The 15,713-nt window shown below is 38.9% G+C and carries 19 protein-coding genes; 8 read left to right on the forward strand and 11 right to left on the reverse strand.

What is annotated here, in order from left to right:
* The first annotated feature begins 59 nt into the window (after positions 1–59).
* The gene (locus tag K2N75_RS06855) at positions 60–281 is read left to right on the forward strand and encodes a hypothetical protein (protein ID WP_297680023.1); all 222 of its coding nucleotides are present in this window, start codon (positions 60–62) and stop codon (positions 279–281) included.
* Positions 281–757 (forward strand): hypothetical protein, encoded by a 477-nt coding sequence (locus K2N75_RS06860; RefSeq protein ID WP_297680022.1) that lies wholly within the window; start codon positions 281–283, stop codon positions 755–757. Before K2N75_RS06855 ends, K2N75_RS06860 begins: the two co-directional genes overlap by 1 nt.
* On the opposite strand, the gene K2N75_RS06865 is transcribed toward K2N75_RS06860, so the two are convergent.
* The 11 genes from K2N75_RS06865 to K2N75_RS06915 form a co-directional block, all read right to left on the reverse strand.
* Positions 749–1,207 carry a phage virion morphogenesis protein gene (locus K2N75_RS06865; protein WP_297680021.1) on the reverse strand — a complete coding sequence of 153 codons (459 nt, stop codon included), beginning with the start codon at positions 1,205–1,207 and terminating at the stop codon, positions 749–751. The two genes, K2N75_RS06860 and K2N75_RS06865, sit on opposite strands and share 9 nt — an antisense overlap.
* A gap of 207 nt (positions 1,208–1,414) precedes the next feature.
* Positions 1,415–2,641 (reverse strand): phage minor head protein, encoded by a 1,227-nt coding sequence (locus K2N75_RS06870; protein WP_297680020.1) that lies wholly within the window; start codon positions 2,639–2,641, stop codon positions 1,415–1,417.
* Positions 2,634–4,025, reverse strand: a complete 1,392-nt coding sequence (locus K2N75_RS06875) for a DUF935 family protein (protein ID WP_297680019.1) — start codon at positions 4,023–4,025, stop codon at positions 2,634–2,636. Before K2N75_RS06875 ends, K2N75_RS06870 begins: the two co-directional genes overlap by 8 nt.
* The gene (terL, locus tag K2N75_RS06880; RefSeq protein WP_297680018.1) at positions 4,022–5,680 is read right to left on the reverse strand and encodes a phage terminase large subunit; all 1,659 of its coding nucleotides are present in this window, start codon (positions 5,678–5,680) and stop codon (positions 4,022–4,024) included. The genes K2N75_RS06875 and terL overlap by 4 nt, the downstream gene beginning before the upstream one ends.
* Positions 5,680–6,153 carry a DUF1804 family protein gene (locus tag K2N75_RS06885; RefSeq protein ID WP_289688041.1) on the reverse strand — a complete coding sequence of 158 codons (474 nt, stop codon included), beginning with the start codon at positions 6,151–6,153 and terminating at the stop codon, positions 5,680–5,682. The genes terL and K2N75_RS06885 overlap by 1 nt, the downstream gene beginning before the upstream one ends.
* Positions 6,146–7,096, reverse strand: a complete 951-nt coding sequence (locus K2N75_RS06890) for a phage protein Gp36 family protein (RefSeq protein WP_297680017.1) — start codon at positions 7,094–7,096, stop codon at positions 6,146–6,148. The genes K2N75_RS06885 and K2N75_RS06890 overlap by 8 nt, the downstream gene beginning before the upstream one ends.
* A gap of 1 nt (position 7,097) precedes the next feature.
* The gene (locus tag K2N75_RS09225; RefSeq protein ID WP_363318441.1) at positions 7,098–7,262 is read right to left on the reverse strand and encodes a phage tail protein; all 165 of its coding nucleotides are present in this window, start codon (positions 7,260–7,262) and stop codon (positions 7,098–7,100) included.
* Positions 7,263–9,285: 2,023 nt separating this feature from the next.
* Positions 9,286–10,251 carry a major capsid protein gene (locus K2N75_RS06900; RefSeq protein ID WP_297680015.1) on the reverse strand — a complete coding sequence of 322 codons (966 nt, stop codon included), beginning with the start codon at positions 10,249–10,251 and terminating at the stop codon, positions 9,286–9,288.
* A gap of 9 nt (positions 10,252–10,260) precedes the next feature.
* Complete coding sequence (locus K2N75_RS06905; protein WP_297680014.1) at positions 10,261–10,599, reverse strand: hypothetical protein; 339 nt, start codon at positions 10,597–10,599, stop codon at positions 10,261–10,263.
* Between the two features lie 13 nt (positions 10,600–10,612).
* Positions 10,613–11,419 (reverse strand): phage protease, encoded by an 807-nt coding sequence (locus K2N75_RS06910; protein WP_297680013.1) that lies wholly within the window; start codon positions 11,417–11,419, stop codon positions 10,613–10,615.
* On the reverse strand, positions 11,416–11,865 hold the full coding sequence (locus K2N75_RS06915; RefSeq protein ID WP_297680012.1) for a hypothetical protein: 450 nt from the start codon (positions 11,863–11,865) through the stop codon (positions 11,416–11,418). Before K2N75_RS06915 ends, K2N75_RS06910 begins: the two co-directional genes overlap by 4 nt.
* Positions 11,866–12,045: 180 nt before the next feature.
* On the opposite strand from K2N75_RS06915, the gene K2N75_RS06920 reads away from it, so the two are divergent.
* The 6 genes from K2N75_RS06920 to K2N75_RS06945 are packed head-to-tail and all read left to right on the forward strand — an operon-like array spanning position 12,046 to position 15,713.
* On the forward strand, positions 12,046–12,585 hold the full coding sequence (locus K2N75_RS06920; RefSeq protein WP_297680011.1) for a phage baseplate assembly protein V: 540 nt from the start codon (positions 12,046–12,048) through the stop codon (positions 12,583–12,585).
* 1 nt (position 12,586) lies between these two features.
* Entirely contained in the window at positions 12,587–12,784 is a 198-nt protein-coding gene (locus tag K2N75_RS06925) for a hypothetical protein (RefSeq protein WP_297680010.1), read from the forward strand.
* Complete coding sequence (locus K2N75_RS06930) at positions 12,781–13,077, forward strand: GPW/gp25 family protein (protein WP_297680009.1); 297 nt, start codon at positions 12,781–12,783, stop codon at positions 13,075–13,077. The genes K2N75_RS06925 and K2N75_RS06930 overlap by 4 nt, the downstream gene beginning before the upstream one ends.
* On the forward strand, positions 13,070–14,176 hold the full coding sequence (locus K2N75_RS06935) for a baseplate J/gp47 family protein (protein ID WP_297680008.1): 1,107 nt from the start codon (positions 13,070–13,072) through the stop codon (positions 14,174–14,176). Before K2N75_RS06930 ends, K2N75_RS06935 begins: the two co-directional genes overlap by 8 nt.
* A complete protein-coding gene (locus tag K2N75_RS06940; RefSeq protein WP_297680007.1) occupies positions 14,173–14,790 on the forward strand; it encodes a phage tail protein I in 618 nt (205 codons plus the stop codon). The genes K2N75_RS06935 and K2N75_RS06940 overlap by 4 nt, the downstream gene beginning before the upstream one ends.
* Entirely contained in the window at positions 14,790–15,713 is a 924-nt protein-coding gene (locus K2N75_RS06945) for a phage tail protein (protein WP_297680006.1), read from the forward strand. The genes K2N75_RS06940 and K2N75_RS06945 overlap by 1 nt, the downstream gene beginning before the upstream one ends.

Consider the following 15,713-nt stretch of genomic DNA (forward strand, 5'->3'; position numbering starts at 1 on the left):
ATCCTTTACCTTAAATATCAATTTTTGATATTCAGTTTATATTTTGAAAAGGAGACGCTATGACAAAAGAGACTGCACAAGCTATTTTTGAAAAAGTCATTAGCGAAAAAACAGGTGGCATTATTTCAACACAAGAAGAGACTAAAACACCGCTACATAATGGAATCAATCCTAAGATTTCCGCTTTTTTGAAAGAATATGAAAACAACAAAGAAAAAGTTATTGAAGATATTAAAGCAAAGAAATATCTAGCGGAATCCCTATTTAACGAGGTGAAATAGTGGGCATTCAAGGCAAGTTAAGCAAGGCTTCATTGAACTTTTCTGAAATGGCAAGCATTATAAATTTTCTATTTGACTGCTCCAAGCAGTATTATGGAATCTGGGTTGATAATGAGGCTGAAAGCAGATTATTAGAAGAAATACTAGTGCAATATTACGACCATGTAGCTGCTTATGGCGTATCGGTAAATGGCGTTTGCCCTTACAAAATGTTAGCGTGGGGCGGATACATTTTATGCAGAGATTTTTGGCAAAAGGGCGAACGAGATGCTGCCATTAAGTTTCTAGTATCGGCTATCCTAGCTGCTGATATATTTTTAAGCAAAGAAAGCGTGGGATTACACAAAGAAATATTGCTAAAATCTATCAAAATGGTTATATCTGAACTTGACGGAAAGACGCATATAGGCTTAGGAATGAATGGCTTATATATGATTTTTAGGGCTATTTCACTTCAATATTCCAATTTATCTTAACACCTTTTTCAAATAATCCACCACTTCTCCCTCTAGCCTCTCGCCTAAATCCTTTGGAATCTCTCCATTTTTATTGATTGGCATAAAAGGACGCGCAGGAATGCTCACCTTTTTGCCTCTCCCTGCTTTTCCTCCAAATTGATGAATGGCAGCATAAGCTTTGTTTGTGCCTACTTGTGCGCTATTGCCTGTAATTTTTTGTGTGAAAGATTGGGATAAAAGTCCGCTTTTGATTAGAATCTTATTACCCCGCTTCTTTCTCTTTGTAGAGGGCGCATTGTCTTTCCATTTCTCCCCAAAGGGTGAGGCTTGTTTATCAAAGGATTCCTCTGTAACATTTTGCAAAGTATTTGCGATTCTCCTTAGAAGCGGTGTTTTATTCTCTAATGCTTTACTTAACCTTTCTAGCTTATCTTGTAATTCCTCAATACTAAGGATAATTTCTGCCATAGTTTCTCCTACATAAAGCCATAGTGTTTAGAATCTCTCCCACTACTAAGATTTACAAAAATCATTTCTTACTTTTAGTTTTTAAGATTCTTTTAGTGTATTGCATTTTTTAATCCTTTGTGGTAGAATGTAACATTAAATAACAGATTCCAATAAATAGTAATTGGGGTGCTTTATGCACTGGATTGTGGGTGCAACTCCCACCTGTTATTTGATTTTTGTTGGATTGTTTTTAAGTTTATCCTCTGTATTGACTTTCCCTAGTGTTACAATCACATTTGTTTTCCCAAAGCGTTTAATCTTGTAATTTGGTGTTACGACAATCTTATTCATCTTTGTTTTATCCTCTTTATCCTCAAAAAAGTAAATCAAAGAATCCTTATCCCAATACACCTCTTTTTCCTCTTCAAGCACATTAACGATTTCTCTAAACTCCTCTATTCTTAGGGCTTGATTGTAAATTGCTTTACGCTTTGGTGAGGCGTGCAGTAGATTGTTTTTGGGTAAGACTAAATAGTAATCCTCAAGCTTTGAGCCTAGTGTTTTTTCTAAAAAGCTCTGTATTTTTGAGCTTATCTTACCTACTTGTGCATAGGCAGCAGGATAGCTCTGATTGCCTTTAACTAACACTTCATCAATCATTGCATTTAAGCTAGTCTCCCAAGTCTTTTTAAGTGCGGCATTTGGAATCTCTTTTAAGCTTTCTACAAACACCCCCTTATTGTTATCCTTAGCAAACTTTTTAAGTTTAGAATCTAAAATGGTATTTAAGCTATTATCTTTCTCTAGCCCTCTCTTATCATAGCTCCAATCCTTACTTGCAATCGGTAGTGGAGGTGTTTGTGAAATTGTAAATCCTTGCCTTTCACATTCACTCTTGCTATATGCCCTCACTACACACCGACAATTCCAACCATTTGGGGGATAATTCCTCTCCCAAAAGGGGTTGTCTCTGTGGAGTGTGATTCCGTGCATTCTAAGATGAGAGGGACGCGTTAAGCCATCTTGCAAGGCGATATACCTTAAGTAAATATCCCCTTCTAGTGCATATTGTGCCTTAGCTCTGCCTTGTGCATTTGCCGTGCGCATATTGGTGTTATAGATTCTTTGTAGCTTTGTGTTATTGACATTAATGGTTTTAATTTCTCCTGTTTTCTCATTGGTAACTTCTACTCTGCCCAACCAACCCTTTTTGGCTAGTGTTGGTGTAATTTCCTTTTTCCAAACTTCAAAGCTCTTACCCTCACTTTGGGCTTTGATTAAAGAATCTTGCATATCACTAAGCAAGTCTAGCTTGGTTACCTTAGCAATCGTAAATGCCTTTAAGTGTGCTTCGTGCATTAATTCATCATAGTTAAAACTAAGCTCGGGTTTCTTTTGTTGTAAAAATTTTATGTTCTGCTCTGGAGGAAGATTGAAGCTAAAGCTAACCATTACTTACCCCATAGATTTGTGCATTCATTATTGCCTCTGCTAGAGTAGATTCTGCAATCTCTAAATCCTCTCCTTGCAAGGCATTCTCTAATGCGCTCAATGCTTCCTCAAAGCTCTTAGCATTTTGCAAGATAGAATCCAAATCAAAGTCTTTTAACTTCAAATTCTCTGTCCAATTATCTATCGCATCAAAGGCAAGATTCTTGTTTATGGGTAATTTAAAAGGGATTAAAGAGGTGTTTAAAGAGTTTTTAACAAGCTTAGAATCCTTACTATTCTCTTCTCCCTCTTTTTCTCCTTTTTGTTCCCCTTTTTCCTCTTCCCCTTGCTTTGTGGAATCTTTAGGGTTTGGCTCTGTTAGGGGTGTGGTTTTTAGATTATAGGTTTTCTCTATATATTCTTGTGTGGGTTGGAATCCCATTTCATAAATGATTTTATCTCTGCTTGCCAATTCAGTTTTTGGTTCGTCCTCATTAAAAAGAGAAAAGGTAATTTCCTCACTGATTCCATTGAGGGCTTTAAAATAACTAATCACACGATTGCAAACATAGCAAAGAATCCTCTCATCGCTTAGGGCAATCTCGCTTCTAATCTCATTGTGTGCCTGTGCTGCGGCAAGGCTTCCACCTGTTACTTCTCCTGTGAGATTCCCTCCTAAAATAAAACGATTGATTTGGCTATCACAATATTCCACGAGTTCTTTAAAATTGCTTTTTGCACTTGGTTGGATGAGCTCTATTTCCTCGTCTTTATCAATCACAGCCGTGCTACCATTAAGCATATTAGAAACTTCAAGGGCAAGAGTGTTAGGGTCATCTTGTGTTTTTGCCACAGCCCAAGGTTCTCCAAATCTCTCTAAGAATCGTATCCAAAAGTCTAATCCTGCATTCTTTACATTTACGCTAAAGTATAAATGCCGCAATGCGGATTCTCCATAGGGAGCGCGGAAGCTTTGATTATAAATTCCATAGACAACCTTAAAAGGAGGAATCTCCTCTTCTAATCCATTACCTAAAAACACAAGTTTGCCTGCATTATCAAACTTAAATTCTTGAAAATCCCTCCCCACTAAACTTGGCACAAGCAGTCCTTGCTTTCTCTCCCAATTAATCTCAAAGACATTGATTCCATAGAGATAGGTTTCCAAAATCTGTGAAAGGATAGAAGCGTGGAAGACACTTTTTAGAATCTCTTTGTATTTTTTGTTCTTTGTAGAGATGATGACTTCCTTTTTCTCAATGTGTGCCTTTCTTGAGATATTGCATTGGCTTACAATTAAATCCCCCATAATCATTGTAATGTCTTTTTTGCTTAGGGGCTTTTGATAAGGGGTGTTGAGTAATTCTGCAATCAGAGTGTTTTGCAGTAAATGTTCTTTTTTCATAGTCTAAAACTCCTTTTGGGTTTTAAAAGTGTGTAGTCCATCACTCTTTGCTTTTTCTTTTTAAATTTCAAAAGGGAGTATGCACCCTCTAAGGCGTCTGGCAAGTCGTCATTCTTGCCATCGGGGAATTGCTCTAGTTGCTCTAAGAGCAAGGTTTGGTTGCGGTGAAAAAGAATCTCCCCATCCTCAATAGGAATCTCTAGCCTCTCAATGCGCAATTCTTTGTTTTCTGTGTTGGGTATGGCTTTAATATGGATATTTAAACCCTTGCTTTGCGCCTCTTTTTTGATATAATCCTTTAAGAAATCCCCTCCGAAGTTCGCTTCTAAGGCTGCCTTGTTGGGATTGTATTGTTGATAGAGTGCAATGAATTTCTTTGCAATTTCTCTTGTTTTAAAGATTCCACCGATTGCCTCACACACATAGGCTTTGCCCTCGCTTAAGCCTAGCACAATCAAGGCAGTAAAGTCTGAATTTTTGTGTGCGTGAGCGGGGTCTAAAAAGAGTGTTACATAATCTAAGTTCTTAGGTAATCTCTGATAAAAGCGGAAGTTCTCGGGCTTAAAGGTTTGTGTTTCCGCATTGGGTTCGTTTTGTTGCTCTTTAGCAAAGGCTCTTGGGTTTTGCGCGCGAATTTCCATTAGGGTTTTTAGACTTAAGGCGTCTTTCCATAAAAGCTTCGCACCTTTCTCCATTGCTTTTTGGTGTTTGTTGTAAAACTCCTCCGCAAGTTTAGGGTCGGTTAGATAGAGTGCGGTAAAGGAATCCCACAAATCCATTCTGTGAGGGTATTCCACAATGCTCTTAAACTTCTTTGGATTCCAAAAGCTAAGGCTTAATTTGCGATTCAGCACCGAATCATAATGCAAGATTGTGCCAATATAAAGCGTATCCATTGAATGCGTAGCGTCCCCTAGATTCATTACCGCAGAATCTAGCCAAGCTTCTAACTTGTCGCGCTGGTCACGACTTCGCACATTGGTGTCATTTTCTAAATCATCTAGGATTGCCAAATCAGGACGATACGCGCCAAACTTCACCCCTCTTAAACGCTTTCCACTCCCAAAGGCTTTGAGCTTCACGCCATTTCTTGTAACAAACTCTCCCACTTTCCAAGAATGACTCACACCACAAGCTTGCGGGAAGTCAAAGGCAAGATTAGCATTGTCTTCAAGTTCTGCCTTAATGGCTTCCAAATTCCCTTCTACTAACTCCACTGCGTCAGATATTTCAATGATAAAGCGTTTGAATTTAAAACAAATGCACCAAAGCGGAAAGAGTTGTGCGGTATAGGTCGTTTTTGCATTGGCTCTTGGGGCTGCAAAAGCAAATTTATGTCCGCCCTTACCCTTAGCAATGCTTAAAAATGCTTCACTTAGTGCTTTATGTAGCTCACTAAAGCCTTGTAGTGTGAAGTAGTGTGGAAAGTAAGTCGTTGCAAAGAATAAAAAGTCCTCTTTTGCTTTTTTTATTCTCTCCTCTTTGCCCTCTACACTTAGGGTTACCTCGTGTGAGATTTGCGCCTTAAGCTCGGAAGCCTTTGCATTCAACCACCCCACAAATTGATGGCGTGTGAGAGATTCTAATTCCTGTGTGGATTCTCCTTCTAAAGAGAGGGATTCTTTAAATTCCTGCAACTCTTCTTTGGAGAACATTATAACTCCAAGTGTGAGAGTTTTTCATTTAAGCCGTGTTTTTCAAGCATTTCTACAATTACCTTTAAGGCTTGGGTCTCTCCCTTTTTCTTGAGCTCCTCTAAAAGCAATTCAATCGTGCGTTTGATGATTCCATATTTATACTCTTTGGGATTCTCTAGGGCTGCAACCTTACTCATCTTTGCAAAGGAATCCCCGAGCTTAGAGAGGGCTTGAGCTTTTTTCTCGGCGTTTAGTTCCCCGTCCTCTCTAATCTCACGAATGGCAAGATACATTTCCTCTGTGAAATTATGATACACTTCGTTCCTATCACCCTTGAGTTGTGTAAAAAAGTTTGCTCTCTCCATATCCCACTCCTTGTTTTTGTAATTTGCAATCGTGCGCACATTCTTATGCAGAATCTCGGCGATTTTTGCAATGCTGTAACCTTTAGAATATAAATCAAAGGCAAGTTCTTTGGTGGTTTTAGTCATACATTCTCTTTAGCTTCATAGGTTTGTTTTTATGAATAAAAGTGCGGGTTTGGTTTCTAATTTCACTTGATTCCTCTTCTAAGCTTGTGGGAATCTTGCCTTGTGCCATTTTGTTAAGCCACTCTAGGCACTCATTGCGAATATCCTCTAGCTCCTCTTTGGGATAGGCGTTGCGTCGCTTTAGCTCCACAATGGCAAGTTTCACGCAAATATCCCGCACAAGATAAGTCGGATTTGCAGGGATTTTAAAAAAAGAAGCAATCAGCGCAGTCGCGTCAGAAATACTATCATCAATCACGGAGCGATTCCAAATGCCCTCGCCGTGAATATCGCTTAAGGCTTTAATCTCATTTGCACCTAATTCATTAATGAGTTCTGCCTCTGTGATTAAAGGTTTTTTAGGAGGAGTTAGGACGCTAGAGATAGGTTTAAAGGAATCGTTTTGATTAAAAGCCCCCTTTTCAATGGCTTTTAGGCTAGCGTCTATCTCATCCATCTCAAGCTTCATTAAATCCATTTGCGCGACAAGTTCGTTAAGCACTGCTGCATTGGGTTGTGTGTCTGCAAGGGTTTGTGCATAGGCTTTGCGCAATCTTTGAATTGCGGTGTTTTTTGCAAGACGTGATTCTTTTAAAACTGCAATCGCTGTGGCTTCCTCTTGGGTATAACTTGGGTCTAAGCTTAGGCGATGAGAAACAAAGCTAGAAATGTTGGTGCTAGAATCATCATTAGAATACAAATTTGTGCAATCTTTTGCAACTTCTGTTTTAGCATTCGTATCTCCATTTTCTGTGCTTTCTTGCTCTTTTTCATCTTGTGCCTCATTGTCCTGTGAAACACTTGGTTCTTGGGTTTGCAAATCTTTTGTCTCTCCGCCCTCATTTTCTTTCTTGTTTTGCGTCCCTTGATTCTCTCTTTCCAATCCATTTTCTACATTCTCCATTTTAACTCCAAAGCTCCTCTAGTGTTTTAATATTCGTATCCAAAAAAGGAAGATAGACTTTATCCCCAGCCTCTAAAATGGGTTTATTGGTAAGTTTGGGGTTGCAACTTAAAACCTCTTTGAAAATCTCTAATGTGCCATAATGGCTATACACAATGGAATCCAATCTCTCATTATCTTTAGCAAGATAGACATAGCCTTTAAAATCTGCTGCGGGTTCTTCTACTTTTGGATAAACATTGTTACTTAAGGGGCGACAGAGTTCAATTCCTAATTGTTTTGCAAGCTTTAGTGCATTGGCGTGCCACTGCCTTAACTCCTCTGCAAATAAAGAATGAGAATCTTTTGCTGCTTGAAGTTTAGCTTGTAAATCCTCTAGTAAGCTTTGTGCATTTTGGAGTTGGGAAGCCTTTTGTAGCTTCTCTTGAATCTCTGCAATTTGTGCATTTAAAGATTCTAGTTCCCCCTCACTCTCCTCAAAACTTGCGAGGAGTTGTTGGAGAGATTCTAGCTCTTGTTGCTTTTGTATGATATTTTCTTGCAATTCTTGGCTTTGTGTCTCTTTTTGGGTAAGAATTGTAGTTAATTGCTCAATTCTTGTTTCAAGTTCAGTTACTTGCGTTTGCAATGTTTCATTATTGATTTCTTCTAAAGCTTCTTGCAGTTGTGTGATTTGCTCTTGCAGTTCCGCAATACGTGTTTGCAAATTCTCTTGCATCTGTGATTGTTGCTCTAGTTGTGCAAGCAGATTATCCCTTTGGGTTTTTAGTGCGTCTTTTTGTTTAGAAAGTTCTGCGTTGCCATTCTGTGCAATTTGTTCCTCAAGTTCTGCGATTTGTTGCTGCAAACTTAAAATCTCTGCATCAAGTGCATCAGAATCCCCTATGTTTGCCAAAGCATTTTCTAATTCCTCTTTCCTTGCTTGTAAAGTCTCTCTTTCTTGTTCTTTTTCTGTGGTTTGCTCTTGTAGGATTTGGAGTTCTTGCTCTTTGCGCTCCACTTCAGAAATAAGTGTGGCAACTTCTGTTCTTGCACTCTCCAACTCTGCTTCTTTTAGAGCAATATTGTTTAAAAAGTTTGCGATTTGGGATTCTAGTGTGTCCTTTTGGTTTCTTAAAGATTCTAGCTCTTGTAGATTTTGTGTGTATTGCGGATTTTCATTATTGAGACGCTCTAACTCTGCCTCTATCCTTGCAATCTCTTCTTGCAAAGCTGTAATCTCTGCAAGGGTAGTAGCATTGTTTTGCTCTAAATTTTCTAAGGCTTGCTCTAGGTTGTTTAAAGTGTCTTGTTTTTCTTGTAATTGTGCTTGACTCTGTGTAAGAAGTGTATCTAAATTCTGCTCTACTGCTACTCTCTCCTCTGTTAATGCAGTGATTTGCTCTATTAAAGTAGCAATTTCACTATTGAATCTTATCCTAACTTCCTCTCGGATTCTTTCTTGAATGTCTAAAATTTCTTGTGGAGAATAAGAAACGCGCTCTAAATCCTCAAAAAGACTTCTTGGATAGTGTGCTGCTCTAATTGCCTCTGTGGAATCAAGAGTGTTTTCTTGCTCTGCTACAAGCACTCCTATGGGAAGGCTCATCATAGCATTTCTTAGCATTGCAAGATTGGCACTCCCTTTAAAGTGTCCGCAGAAGCTAGTAGAAGCACTAATATTTCCGCTAGGATTTAAGTTTGGGGTTGTTGTGATACTTGTCCCACTTGCATTTTGATAGGTTCTTGCAATGGTTGTGCGTCCTGTCGGATAAGTGCTGCCATTGCTTGCCTTGCCAATCACAATGCGCTTGTTTGTATGAACCCCATTATCAGATAAACCCTTATAAAAAAGAAGTGTCTTAGTCTCTAGTGTGCCACTTGCCCCTTGCCTATAAGTAAAAAAGGGATATTCGTCCATAAAGCGATGATAGATTCTTTGGAGCTCTTTTACTTCCTCTGTATTTAGTTCTGGTTCTAAATCTACATTTGCGATTCTATTTTGCAAGGCTGTGATTTGGATTTTTTTATCTCCAATAATTTCTATCAGTTCTTTGTATTTTTGATAATCTATCATTCCTTAACCTTGTTAAGAGTTTTTAAAAAGATTTAACCCTTTTAAAGCGCGTTGTAAATCCTTTTAAAACCTTTTAAAAAAGTTTCTTAAGGCAAAGATACTCTAAAAAGAGTTTTTGCCTTTAAGAGCTATTTTAAATCCATTCAAGTTTTACGAGTGCATCAGGACGCACGCAAATAGGTAAAACATTGCTTTCAGTATGCAAGCAATATCCCCGTCCTTGTGCTAACTCTTCGGGTTTTGCGGCAAAGAATTTCTGCGCACTTAAATTGAGTGCTTGGGTATGGTGTGCTCTTGAATAGTGCAACTGAAAGATTCCCTTTGTTTTTGGGATTGCCATTCCTGTTTTTCCTGATAGAAATTGTGTGTCTTTCTTGGAAGTTTTGCTTCTGTAACTTGCAACATAGGGAATAATCTCCACGCCATAGATTTGCATTGCGTTCTTCTCTAATCTTGCTTGATTGATTTTAAAGAGCTCTTCTTTCATTGCTTTTTTATGAATTTCCTCAAAAAGCTCACGACTCACATACAAATCAAATTCAGGGTGGTAGCCTAGATTCTTGCTGAAGCTATCATAAATCTCCGCAAAAGAATCGTGCAAGGATTTGGTTTCGCTAAATCCTGCCTTGTTTTTAATCTCCACTTCAAACAACACATTCCCTTTGCCATCTACAACCCTGCCAAACACTGCGCCCACCGCCATAAACTCTTGTGTTAGACAAAAGTTTTCTTTATGATTTGTAATAATGTCGGAGATTTTTTGGCTTAAGGCTTTGGGTAAGTCGCCCCCATTCTCAAAGCTCTTTAGTTCGTTCAAATCGGTGGCATTAATCGTTCCCTCTTGTGCGAATCTTGGCACTTCAAACTTCATCAAGATTTCCTCACTATCCTCACTAAGGGTTGCACTTGCAGTTTTTGAAATGGCGTGAAGAATGAAATTCTCACTTCTTTTAATGGGAATAGCGACATTTGCGCCAATGTGTCCGATTTGTGTTGTGAAATATTTGCTTAAAAAAGGTGTTTCAATCGTCTTTTTTTGGGTAATGATTTTTTGCATTGCCTCTAGGGTAAAAAGCTCCATTGCCTCTTTTGTTTTCATTTTCTCTCCTTATCGCAATACGATTCCGCTTTTTAAAAGCGATGTTCGCAAATCTGCGCTTAGTGGATTCTCTCCATAAAACTCTGCTTTGATTTCCCCGCTCACCAAAACCCCCACACTATCAGAGGCGTTATTAATGGTTTGCAATAGGATTCCATTTGCCTCATTAGCTGGTGCTGCTGTGGCAGTATATCCTCCATTATCTCCTGCACTTACAATTACTGCTGCCCCTAATTCCAAAGGATTATCCTCTGTGGCGTCAGGAAATGTTGCATTAACGCTTAATTGTGTTTTAACAAGCAAGTCGCCTAAGACTTTGCCCCTACCATAAAATGTTGGATTTGCCATTATTTCTCCTTTTTTAAGATTCTAGTGTGAGTTTGACGACATCAATTTTAGGTGTCGCTGTGTTTTTTGTATTGCTATTTGCAAAAAGATTGTTTTGCGGGAGGGCTTGGGGTTGTGTGGTTTCTAAGAATTTTGTAAAGCCCTCCAAGTCTCTTTTGGCATAGCTTAAAGCCCATTCCTTTTGTCCCTCTGTAATCTTACAAGCCACAAATGCAGAATCTACAAGAGAACAAGCCATTTGTGCATTTGCTTTCTCTAGTGTGTCTTGTGTCGCCTTTAATTGCTCTTTTAAAGCCTTGTTTTCAGCCTCCAAAGCTTCTAACTTTTCCTTATCCATTGTTTCTCCTTTCTTGTATGGATTTGAGTTTGCCTTAACCTCGCCTAAAGAATCCAAAAAGGGTGTATTGGTTAGGGCAACAGAATGTAAAAACACGCCACAATCTGCGCCACTTCTTGGGTCTTTATAGTGCATTTGGAAAGTGGGGCTAAGGTATTTGTATTCCCCTTTTTCTATAAATTCCTTTGCCTTAGGATTCCACGCAATCTTTGCAAAGAGTGCATTCTCTCTAATCTCTAAAGATTTAATCCAACCTGCTGCGGGATTCTGTTTGCCTTGTAGGCTGTTGTGCTCATAGTCAATCACGCAATCGTTGAGGCGATTGTCAAAGTTTGCTTTAATCTCTTGGAGGGATTTTTCTGTAATCTCAAAACTCCCTGCATAGTGTCCGCTCCATTTTCCTACGACTGCAACCTTTAATTCCACTAAGGAATCCTCACTCTTTGCTGCACTAATTTCACAAACAAAAAATTCTTTTTTCATTCCTCTCCTTCCTCGTAAGGGTTTGTGTAAAGGGTTACCTCAAATTCTCTTTTATAAATGGTTAAAAAGCCATTTTTCGTCATCTCTCCATATTCTTTGACAAGTCTTGTAGGCATTATCACGCCGCAATGATTAAACTTTAGCTCTTGAAGTTTGTTGTCTAGTTTCTCTAAAAAATCCATTTGTGTATAAAAGGAAGTTTCACGATTCTTTGCATTCACGCTAGGGGTTGCGTGGATAATATAGATTTCAAAAGTGCAAACCTTTTGAAACTGCCCGCTAATGCTATCTCCTAAAAAATCCACAAACAAAACAGGGGAATTTTTTAAGCACGCGCTAATAGAATCCTCTCTTGCAAAGTCGTTGTTAAAGAAAAATACCTTGTCTTCTCCAAACTCTGCCTTTAAACAATTGAGGAGATTTTGAGTGAAATTTGCAACGCGCAAAAACAATCCTTTAAAAATTTTGTGGAATTTAACAAGGAAAGTGAGATTTTAAAAACTAGCAATTCTTTAAAACAATCCCTTTTACAAACCTTTTTAAAAGGATTTTTACAAGAAATAAGAATTTTTAAAGCAAGGCATTTTCTCTAAACTTTCGCCAAAATTTTTAGGTAAAGGCAGCTTGTGGAGGAACTCCTCAATCTTTTAAAGAATCTCATTACCATTGGCACAATCACAGAAACCAAAAGCGTAGAGGGTAAAGCCCTAGCGCGTGTCAATGTGTGTGGGAGAATTACCGACTTTTTGCCTGTGGTGAGTTTTGCAAATTCTTATAAGAGACACTATATTCCTGCGCGCATTGGAGAACAAGTCTTGGTGTTCTCTCCTTATGGAGAAGCCAATGGAGGCATTATTCTGCGTGGAATCTTTAACCAAGAATGCAAAGAGAGTGAGGGGGCAAACAACACAAAAGAAATCCTTACCTATGAAGATGGTGTGAGTTTCTCTTATGATACAGAGACTTCTACCCTTAAGGTAGATTCCCCAAAACAGATTCAAATTCTTTGCCAAAATGCTTCCATTACAGCCCAAAAGGTAGAAATTGATTCTCCAAGCATTGATTTAGGCTTAGGGGGAGCGGGTGTGGTAACCACAGAATGCACTTGTGCTTTCACGGGTTCTCCTCACCCGCACGGCTCACAAAATACAAGAAGCAAGGTTTAAAATGGCATTAAGCGCACAATCGTTGCAGAGTAAAATTGAAGCAAATCTCCAAGCAAAAGGCTATCAAAAGGTCCAAGATAGAGGTGTGCATAAACAATATTCTACACCCTTTATTGAAGCCATTGCAAAAGCAGTCGTGGAGGAAATCCAACAAAACGCTACCACACAATGTGGCAGTGGTAGCGGGAGAGTGCAATGAACGTCTTTTATCAAGCCTCCTTAGAGGAATCCCTAAAGCGCATTTTAGAAACACCTCTTGGAAGTCGTGTAATGCTCCCAGAGTTTGGCTCAAAACTCTATCTTTTAACCGATAGAAAAATGGACGATAACTTTAAGCTAGATTTTTATCGCTATGTTGCAGAGGCGATAGAGAAATGGGAAAAACGAGTCAAGCTAGAACGTGTAGTTTTAGAAGAAGTCAAGGATTCCAAAGTGCATTATACGCTTTTTTTCAAAGACAATTCAAGCTTCAGCGGAGTGCTCAATGTCTAGTGTTTTAACTCCCTTAAGCTATGAGGAATCCCTCTTAAGAATTGAGGAACGTATTAAACGAGTTTATCCAAACTATGAGCGACTAGAATCGGATTCTTGGTCGGTTGTGTTAGAAGCCTTTGCGTATGAACTCACTTTGCTAGAGCAAAGACGCGTAGATAGCATTAAAGCCTTGCTTCTAAAATATGCGCAAGGGGAAGATTTGGATAATCTTTGCGCACTTTATGACACCAAGAGGCTAGATGGGGCATATCCTTATGCGTATTATACTTTTAGTCTAAGTGCGACTTCTAAGCAAGACTTGATTCTTCCCAAAGGATTAGAGCTAGGCGATGAGAGTGGAGAACACCGAGCCTATTTGCAAGATTCCCTCCTCATTAGAGCGGGTGAGCTAAGTGCGGTTGGGATTGTAGAATATTTCAAGAAACAACCCGATGCGCAGATTAAATGTGAGAATCTCTTAACCCCTCTTACCTTTAGTCTCAAAGTAGAAGCACAAGGCAACTTTGCCAATGGGGGCGCAGTAGAGAGTGATACAGCCTTTAAAAACCGCTCTTTATTAAGTTTGCATTCTCACACGACTGCGGGAAGCGCAAAGGCTTATGCGTTTCACGCTAAGAGTGCGGATTCTAGGATTGATGATGTGGGTGTGATTACAGAAAAAACCAAACCCGGAATTGTAGATGTGTATTTGCAAAGTCAAGGGGGTGTGGATACATTAATGATTGAACGTGTGCAGAATGCCTTAAGTGGAGATTCTGTGCGACCACTTACTGACCAAGTTTTTGTGTATGCAGTAGCCGAAAATCCACTCACAATTGTAGCGGATATTTTCCTCTTTGATTTAAAAGAATCCGCCAAGATTGCGGCAACTTATGATTCCATTTTCAAAGAAAGGAAATTTAGAATCGGGGAGGATTTACCCCTTTCAGAGATTATCCGAGACTTACACCAAGCAGGAGTGTATAAGGTAGAGCTAAAAGAACCCACGAGTGATGTAACTCCGATAGATAAAAAAGAGGTGATTAAAATCCAAGAGCTTATTTTAAATTTCAAGGAAGCCCCTTTGGACGAACTGAATCTAAAGGCAAAATTATGAAAAGTTTGCTTCCATCCAACGAATCCCAATTCTTGCGTTTCTTAGAATTACTAGGACGCAAGAGCTTGCAAGATTGTGATTTAAAAAGTATTGATATTTTACCCCAATCTACTCCAAGTGAGATTCTCCCACAGCTTGCATTGATGTTTGACATAGATATTACAAATTTGAATGAGGAGGAGGCAAGGAAACTTCTCTCAAATGCCATTTTAATGCACAAAAACGCAGGCACACCTAAAGTCTTAAAAACAGCTTTGAATGCAGTTTTTAAAGAAGTGGAAATCAAGGAGTGGTTTGCTTATGCGGGCACACCCTTTACCTTTAGAGTGAAAGTCTCCGAACCTACAAAAAGCTTTGATAAGAGGACTTTGGCACTCTTAGATTATTTGATAGAGGAATACAAAAATGTCCGCTCGGTTTTAGAAGCAGTGGAACTAGAAGTTACAAGCGAGAATCAAAGCTTTAATGCAAGCGTGAGTGTGGGGGGAGAGATTCTCTCTGTATTGCCCTATCAAACCACGCAAGCAAGCAATGTAAATTCTAGTTTTATTGGAGTGGGAATCTTTGTTTGTGAAATCACAAAACAACATCTTAACACGCAGGAGGCAAGTTAGTGCAAGAAAAACAATATTACACAATGCTTACCAAAATCGGTATTGCAAAATTTATTGCTGCAAGGGCAAGTGGTAATGGAATCAATCTAAAAAGATTCAAGCTTAGCTCTCAAAGCATTTTACCTAATGAGAATATCACGACTTTAGAGGGAATCGTCTATGAGGCAAACATTAATTCCAAATATGTAGATGAGGAGAATGATTGCTATGTGAATTTAGAATGTGTCGTCCCAAGTAATATAGGAGGATTTGAGATTAATGCGATTGGAATTTATGATGAAGAGAATCATCTGATTGCGCTGGGTAATCTCCCACCCACCTATAAGCCAAGATTGGAACAAGGAAGTGCGAAAGAACTACTCATTAAAGTTGTAATGGAACTCAAAAATGCAAGTGAAGTGGTTTTAGAACTCAATCCTAGCGTGGTTCTTGCCTCTAGGGATTTTGTAAATAAAATAAAGTTGGAATTGAATCTAAGAATTGATGCAGAAGTGGAGAGATTCACACAGGAGCTTAAAAAATACGCCCTCAAAAATGGTGATAGCACGCAGAACTTCCAAGTTGCTGACGCACAAGAGCCCAACGATGCCATTAATAAAAAGCAGCTAGATGCTGTGCAGAAAAAGGCACAAGAACTAGATGCGGCATTAGAGCAGAAAATGCAAACAACGATTAAGCAGACCATAGAGACTTCTACGATTGCGGGAGCGACTTTAACAACACAAAATAATGATGCACAAGCGGTAACAAGCCCCGTGAAAACGATTAATTTTTATAAGAGAACTGGTGGAACTTATTTTGGCAATCATTACTATATTGGTTTAGGCTACGGAACACATCTTATAGCTCAAATTGCTGTCAATGGTGTTGTGGTTTATGAGGATAAAAGGTCTATCAGCTGCAACAATAATAACGGAGGTTAA

Origin of the sequence: Helicobacter sp., from assembly GCF_029067145.1 — a bacterium.
GTDB lineage: Bacteria > Campylobacterota > Campylobacteria > Campylobacterales > Helicobacteraceae > Helicobacter_D.

Excerpts from the sequence above, each read along its gene's own strand:
- K2N75_RS06855 (WP_297680023.1), top strand. The coding sequence starts at position 60 with ATGACAAAAGAGACTGCACAAGCTATTTTTGAAAAAGTCATTAGCGAA.
- K2N75_RS06865 (WP_297680021.1), bottom strand. The coding sequence starts at position 1,207 with ATGGCAGAAATTATCCTTAGTATTGAGGAATTACAAGATAAGCTAGAA.
- K2N75_RS06870 (WP_297680020.1), bottom strand. The coding sequence starts at position 2,641 with ATGGTTAGCTTTAGCTTCAATCTTCCTCCAGAGCAGAACATAAAATTT.
- K2N75_RS06875 (WP_297680019.1), bottom strand. The coding sequence starts at position 4,025 with ATGAAAAAAGAACATTTACTGCAAAACACTCTGATTGCAGAATTACTC.
- terL (WP_297680018.1), bottom strand. The coding sequence starts at position 5,680 with ATGTTCTCCAAAGAAGAGTTGCAGGAATTTAAAGAATCCCTCTCTTTA.
- K2N75_RS06885 (WP_289688041.1), bottom strand. The coding sequence starts at position 6,153 with ATGACTAAAACCACCAAAGAACTTGCCTTTGATTTATATTCTAAAGGT.
- K2N75_RS06890 (WP_297680017.1), bottom strand. The coding sequence starts at position 7,096 with ATGGAGAATGTAGAAAATGGATTGGAAAGAGAGAATCAAGGGACGCAA.
- K2N75_RS06900 (WP_297680015.1), bottom strand. The coding sequence starts at position 10,251 with ATGAAAACAAAAGAGGCAATGGAGCTTTTTACCCTAGAGGCAATGCAA.
- K2N75_RS06905 (WP_297680014.1), bottom strand. The coding sequence starts at position 10,599 with ATGGCAAATCCAACATTTTATGGTAGGGGCAAAGTCTTAGGCGACTTG.
- K2N75_RS06910 (WP_297680013.1), bottom strand. The coding sequence starts at position 11,419 with ATGAAAAAAGAATTTTTTGTTTGTGAAATTAGTGCAGCAAAGAGTGAG.
- K2N75_RS06925 (WP_297680010.1), top strand. The coding sequence starts at position 12,587 with ATGGCATTAAGCGCACAATCGTTGCAGAGTAAAATTGAAGCAAATCTC.
- K2N75_RS06930 (WP_297680009.1), top strand. The coding sequence starts at position 12,781 with ATGAACGTCTTTTATCAAGCCTCCTTAGAGGAATCCCTAAAGCGCATT.
- K2N75_RS06935 (WP_297680008.1), top strand. The coding sequence starts at position 13,070 with ATGTCTAGTGTTTTAACTCCCTTAAGCTATGAGGAATCCCTCTTAAGA.
- K2N75_RS06940 (WP_297680007.1), top strand. The coding sequence starts at position 14,173 with ATGAAAAGTTTGCTTCCATCCAACGAATCCCAATTCTTGCGTTTCTTA.